Source organism: Okeania sp., from assembly GCF_983059655.1.
Genome location: NZ_CEZPJD010000480.1, coordinates 1 through 6,083, shown reverse-complemented (window position 1 = coordinate 6,083; position 6,083 = coordinate 1). Strand labels below are relative to the sequence as shown.

The following is a 6,083-nucleotide window of genomic DNA, read 5'->3' as shown; positions in this document are numbered from 1 at the left end:
TATATGGTACGAGTGGAGTAATTTCGGCTTTGGCTGTTGTGGCAGGGGAAAGTCATGGAGGTTTTATTGAGAGGGGGGCGAGTTGGTTGGTTGGTTGTCAAAATTCGGATGGGGGATGGGGTGAGAGTTGTCGGAGTTATAACGATCCGTCGTTGAAAGGGAAAGGAAAAAGTACAGCTTCTCAAACTGCTTGGGCGTTGATAGGGTTATTAGCTGCGGGGGAGGCGACTGGTAATTTTGCGAGGGAGGCTATTAATAGGGGGGTAGATTTTTTGGTTTCTACTCAGAAAGATGATGGGAGTTGGGCGGAGTCGGAGTTTACTGGTACTGGGTTTCCCTGTCATTTTTATATTAAATATAATTTTTATCCGCAATATTTTCCTTTGATGGCTTTGGGGAAGTATGAGAATTTACTCAAAGATTGATATCATGTTCACTTGAATACATATATTATAGTGGAAGAAAGATGGAGTATAGTTCAAAAACCTCCAAGGCAGTCATTAAAAAACGGCAATTTCTTGGCTCCCATATGTTTTAGCGGGACTTTAGCAAATTTCAAGCCCAAACAAACCCCAAACTCTCTTTATGAGCGGTAAATACGTCGATGTTTTCATCTAACCACTCAACAAAACGATAAGATATTGCTGTACGAAATGCTTCTAAAGTATCAGCAAAGGTGTTTAATGGTTTGTTAGCCCAACGCCTTCTTATACCTCCAGTTAACTGATGCCAGATAATAAATGTATCAGCACGATCAGACTAAAATAAAATGCCTTTTTAAGCTGATTTTATCTCTGACTTGATATTCTCTTAGCCCTAACCACCCCTTGGCTTCCCTGTAGAAAACTTCGACCCAATTTCTCTTAGAATAAGTAGAATATATCCACTCTGGAGTTATATATTTGTGTTCGATATTAGTGATATAATAGTTAATATCAGTGGCATCAGAAAAATTTTTAGCATACCGATACGATAGCTATAGTTTTTTGACCTGACATCCTAGATAGTTGCACCTCTAATGTGGCAACCCAAACTTCTTCTTTCTTTTTTGTGCTTACTTGAACTAAGTTAAAGGCTTGTGGGGATATACTTTCAGCTAGCTGGTCTAATCTAATTTCCTCTTTAATATGATCTTGTTTTTTGATGATTACTTTTTCCTACGGAATGCTGCGCAAACGATTTTTAGCTAATCCTCCTATATAAGTTAAATTTCTTTTTTCTAGTTGCTTCAGGAATGATGTATTGTTACCATATCCCCCATCAATTAACACAATTTCTGGTTGATGTCCTCTAGACAAACATTGGTCAATTAGAGACATTGCTAAGTCTGGTTTCTTAACAAATTCTGGGTCTTTTTTTCCTAAAGGTAAAGAATCCGCTTTTTTATATAAAGCTATATCTAAAGGTAGGCTTTTTACTCCATCATAAAGATGAGTGGTAACCACAACTACACCATTATCTGTTTTTCCTATTTCTCCTATATATTGCCGCCCTACTCCTGCAGTAAAATTACCACTTTTTCTGTGGCCTGAATCGTCTATAATTAAAGCAAATGAACGAGAAGGTTTTGTTTGACGGCACTCCCACATCACTTGCAGACGACGCTCGTTTACAGCATCTAGAGACCAATTTGCTCGAACTAAGAAATGCCGTAATTTGTGGTACGTGTGACCTACGGTGTTGTTGGTAATTTGAGACAGATTTTTCCTCTCACTTTCTCCTAATAATCCTCCTATATAGTCTCTAAACCCTATTTTTTGAGCTTTTGTTTTAAATACATTGTTAAAGCGATCGCACCATCGATGGAAACAAGGAGGCATGGCCACTGAAGTTGTTTCTTTCATCAGACTTTACCCCGGCCAGTAATTAACGTAAAATACATATCATATATATATCATACCCTTTTTTTTACTATTTTTTCACTAAAGTCCCGTTAGAATTGGTATGACCAGATAATCTGCCATTGACCTGAAGGTGAGTTTTGAATTACTTCAAACCCACTAGCATCCTCAGTCTGACGAATGCCAATGAGAATCTGTGCTGTAGTAGAAATCAATCGTTTATTTATCAATACTTCTGCTTGATTATTTTCAAACTTAACAACTAAAAAGTCCTCAAATGACTGATCGACATTCAGTACGTTATTCCACAAACCAGTTTCATAACGTAAGTTTCTCCTGCCATAGAGAATATACCGAGAATTATTTTGGGTGAAAACATCAACTACTCCCCCAACTAATTGCCATCCTTCTCCAACCAATAATTCTTTGTGTTCCTGAGCAAAGCTATGAATTTGGATAATTTCACAATCATAATTTAGAACAGGACGAAGCTGATCGCTATCGGAGCGGGGGTCTCTCAATGGGTCTTGTAAAAGTGCCTTCTTTTGCCACTTCTCGTTAAGACTATCGTAATTTATGTCTTCTGGCAAAGATGCAATAGCCATTACCAAAGGAAGTATGAGGGAGAACACTATCCCAATTAAGTATTTCGTAAATTTCGTAAATATTGTTATCCTTATAAGTTTATATGTTCGCTACCTATGAGATTGATTTGCGCTTTATTCTTGCTAAAGCAGTACCTACAATAAATAGTAGCACAGCCGATATTTTCGGCTCGTTAACAGGTGTAGGTTGATCAGTATCAATAGATAATGGACTTTGCACCCACTGTAGCTGTCCTGCTTCCATGAATGTCAATCCTGTAACAAATGCAGTGACATCATTAGGGTCAATCCCTAAGTCCAAATCTACATCCTGTATTCGGAAGAAATCAACTCCTGAGTCAAAACCGAGGTCAGAGAAGAAATATTCTGAACCGCCGATGATATCTGCTATGTATACAGGATTTGATGCATCACCTAACCATAGTTCATAAGAATTATCTCCAAGAACTGGCAATATAAAGCTTCTGAAGTTAATATCATTCTCTACAGAATAATCATATCCAAAAACTACCTCGGGATCGCTCCAAACAATTTCCTCAACTTGAGTAGTTGTATACTGGAAATGCCATCCATCTTCTTGGACATCAGGGAGCAATGGATTCTCTCTAGTAGTTCCAGGGGCAGCTCCATCACGAAAAGGAAAGTACCATCGTCCAGGCTTGTTGATATTTGAACGCTGATTTAGTGTCAAAACGTTGGAAGTACCGGAGCCTAAAAGGGTTTGTGAAGCACCAACTGCACCACCAGTATATCCTGCAAAGGCGGGTTGACCTCCAAGGCCATTTTCTCCTTCGCTAGCATCTCCTGTAGTCCATTCAAGATTTCCATAGCGAAACTCAACATCGGTATTAGAACCAGTAAGATCGTTCCGATCCCGAAGTATCAACTGGAAAGTATTCTTCTTGGAAGGATTGGAATCGTAATATCCGACATTATTCCATGTAATTACTGCAACATCAGAGGTTGGAACGCCCAAGTAGACTTCTCCACAGTTTGAGCATCTCGTATCCACGTCTCCCCAGTATGGAGCAATCATTTCCACCGGAAGGCCACTAAAACCAGATGGAGTAAATTCTCCGTATGGTCCACCAAAGGTAATATTGCCATTGTTATTTATATAAATTGTACTGTAGTTGTTACCATTGAGATTAATTTCAAAAGGCAGTTGGATTGCGTCAGTGCTACCATCATCATTACGAGTCATAGCAAGTGTCCCCAAATCTGCTGGTCCACCTAGCCCAGTCATTAGAGTATTATTATCTGTTCGGCTAGCTACGTCATTTAAGATGATCTGACGCAAACGGGCATCGTCGTCTATAGTGCTGTGATTTATGGACGGATCGCCAAGTAGTGTATTAACGCTGATATTATTTGCACCTATAACATTGGTTTCACCGGATATACCGCCCCCTGTCTGAAAATAGTTTGTTGCGCTGACCACATTATCGGGAACAATCTGCGGACCGGAAGAAAAAATGGAAGAAATAGGTTGAAAGGGATTTGATAGTCTACAGTTCAATACGTTATCTGCTGCATAAATTCCTGTTCCTCCACATCTAACAGGGTCTAACTGAATGAGACGTTCAATAGAAACATTATCTTGATCCAACTCATTAGCAACGCGCAAAGCTTGATAACCTCCACGGCTATATCCAATTAGATAGTTTGTTGAAGAATCAAACAAATTAAAGTAGTTTGTTGCTTCATCAACATCATCCCACTCGAAAACTCTTGAGTAGTAATTTTCACCTACTAATAGATTTCTTAGATCGGAATTCAGACTATTTATACCAATAGTATTTCCTTGACCTTGCCATAGAGAGTAACCCTCCATGATTCCAACTACTAAAGGTTCCGATATAGCAGGTGAACTCCACGATAGAAACCCAAAGAATGCAGCAGTTGTTGCTAGGGATTTGATCGATGAGTGTTTCATTTATTATCTCTGTATAAATTTAACATTATTATTGACAGAATAGAGATAGCCAAAAAATAAAACAACAGCAAATCAACATCTTTACTGAATCTTTATATAGTAAATATATGTAAATACATTAGTTTTTCAAATATTTCTAAAATCCAGATAAGACAATTAAAATTTTACCAAATTATACTAAGTAGCAAAATAACAAAATTAGGTCTATACAAATATTTGAGAAATTTTATATTTAATACCAATATCATCTATCACCATAATTTTAATCATCAAACAATGTTAATTTATATTAAGCAATTATGCCAATATCCCTCACTATTTATCAATCAAAAATCAAGATATAATCACGATTTCAAACTATTTATATGTGGAATCTGACAGGAGATTTGATATGTAAGAAGTAAAAACCGTGTAATTACGGAAATACGTTAGATTAATCAGTACAACTTATAGTAGATTTCCAGAGATGAGATAGATTTGTCTTCATCTAATCTTCACAAAACTCAGCAACTACTCTAACGGTACTTTGATATTTTTTATAGGTAAAATGGCTTCAAACCCAATATGGGCAAGGGAAATACACTAACTAGCCAAGAATGGCTCACACCTAGATATATCAACAAACGTCCTGATTCGATGTCAAATCGTTACCGTATAAGCTTTTGATGCTATTTTGAACTTATTTTTTTGTGAAAATTTCTATACTATACCGACTTTGGCCTTCTATAGCTACAATATTTTCCATAACTTATAAGATTAACTGTATCAAAAGTATTATGAAATTTATTAACCCTAAAGTTGATTATGCCTTTAAAAAAATATTTAGTTTAGAACAAAGCAAAGAGATTTTAATTAGCTTTCTCAATGCGATTATTTATGAAGGGGAGAAAGTTATTGAATCTTTGACAATTGTCAATCCTTATAACCCAGGTCATATCATTATAAGGAGACTTATGTCGTCCGCGAAAACCAATCAATCTTGATGTTTCACACTTGCTATGTTAAAATATAACTGATTGGTAAGTAATAACTAAACCGTATATGGTTGAGAAAGCGTACAAATTTAGGTTTTACCCTACCCCAGAACAGGAAAACTTGTTACGGAGGACATTGGGTTGTGTACGCTTAATCTATAACAAAGCTTTAGCAGCGAGAACCCAAGCTTGGCATGAGAAACAAGAACGAGTAGGGTACGCTCAAACCTCAGCTATGCTTACCTCCTGGAAGAAACAAGACAACTTAGATTTTCTCACTGAAGTAAGCTGCGTACCATTACAGCAAGGTTTGAGGCATCTACAGACTGCCTTCAAGAACTTTTTTAGTGGACGCGCTAAGTACCCCAACTTTAAGAAAAAGCGGAATGGTGGTAGTGCAGAGTTTACAAAGTCTGCTTTCAAGTGGAAAGATGGTCAAGTCTATCTAGCCAAATGTGCAGAACCATTACCTATCCGATGGAGTAGGCAACTACCACGAAACTGTGTACCAAGTACAATTACAGTAAAGCTTGACCCCTCTGGTAGATGGTCTGTATCTTTGAGAATTAATGATACAAGAGATTTAACTCTCAAGCCAGCTAATAAACAGATAGGCATTGACTTAGGAATCACTAGCTTATTAACTACCAGTGATGGAAAAAAAGTACCTAATCCTAGGGCGTGTCATCAATTAAGGAGGTTGACAAAATGGGTATTGTATGTTCTA

At 37.3% G+C, this 6,083-nt stretch carries 3 protein-coding genes and 3 pseudogenes; 3 read left to right on the top strand and 3 right to left on the bottom strand.

Going from position 1 to position 6,083, the window contains the following annotated elements; genetic code table 11:
• Positions 1 to 425, top strand: a pseudogene (locus AC3DU7_RS22270) (squalene--hopene cyclase); the annotation flags it as partial.
• Between the two features lie 130 nt (positions 426 to 555).
• Here the strand turns inward: AC3DU7_RS22270 and AC3DU7_RS22265 are convergent.
• The 3 genes and pseudogenes from AC3DU7_RS22265 to AC3DU7_RS22255 all read right to left on the bottom strand — a co-directional run bounded on the left by AC3DU7_RS22265 (position 556) and on the right by AC3DU7_RS22255 (position 4,382).
• A pseudogene (locus AC3DU7_RS22265) lies at positions 556 to 1,844 on the bottom strand (IS701 family transposase).
• 89 nt (positions 1,845 to 1,933) lie between these two features.
• Positions 1,934 to 2,446: a hypothetical protein gene (locus tag AC3DU7_RS22260; RefSeq protein WP_488041489.1), complete on the bottom strand. Its 513-nt coding sequence runs from the start codon at positions 2,444 to 2,446 to the stop codon at positions 1,934 to 1,936.
• Positions 2,447 to 2,540: 94 nt separating this feature from the next.
• The gene (locus AC3DU7_RS22255) at positions 2,541 to 4,382 is read right to left on the bottom strand and encodes a nidogen-like domain-containing protein (RefSeq protein WP_488041488.1); all 1,842 of its coding nucleotides are present in this window, start codon (positions 4,380 to 4,382) and stop codon (positions 2,541 to 2,543) included.
• 776 nt (positions 4,383 to 5,158) lie between these two features.
• Here AC3DU7_RS22255 and AC3DU7_RS22250 point away from each other — a divergent pair.
• Positions 5,159 to 5,314, top strand: a pseudogene (locus AC3DU7_RS22250) (PD-(D/E)XK nuclease family transposase); the annotation flags it as partial.
• Between the two features lie 109 nt (positions 5,315 to 5,423).
• The coding region (locus tag AC3DU7_RS22245; RefSeq protein WP_488041487.1) for an RNA-guided endonuclease InsQ/TnpB family protein at positions 5,424 to 6,083 on the top strand (660 nt) is incomplete at its 3' end.

Bases quoted from the DNA above. Each gene is read 5' to 3' on its own strand.
- AC3DU7_RS22255 (WP_488041488.1), bottom strand. From the start codon at position 4,382: ATGAAACACTCATCGATCAAATCCCTAGCAACAACTGCTGCATTCTTT.
- AC3DU7_RS22260 (WP_488041489.1), bottom strand. From the start codon at position 2,446: ATGGCTATTGCATCTTTGCCAGAAGACATAAATTACGATAGTCTTAAC.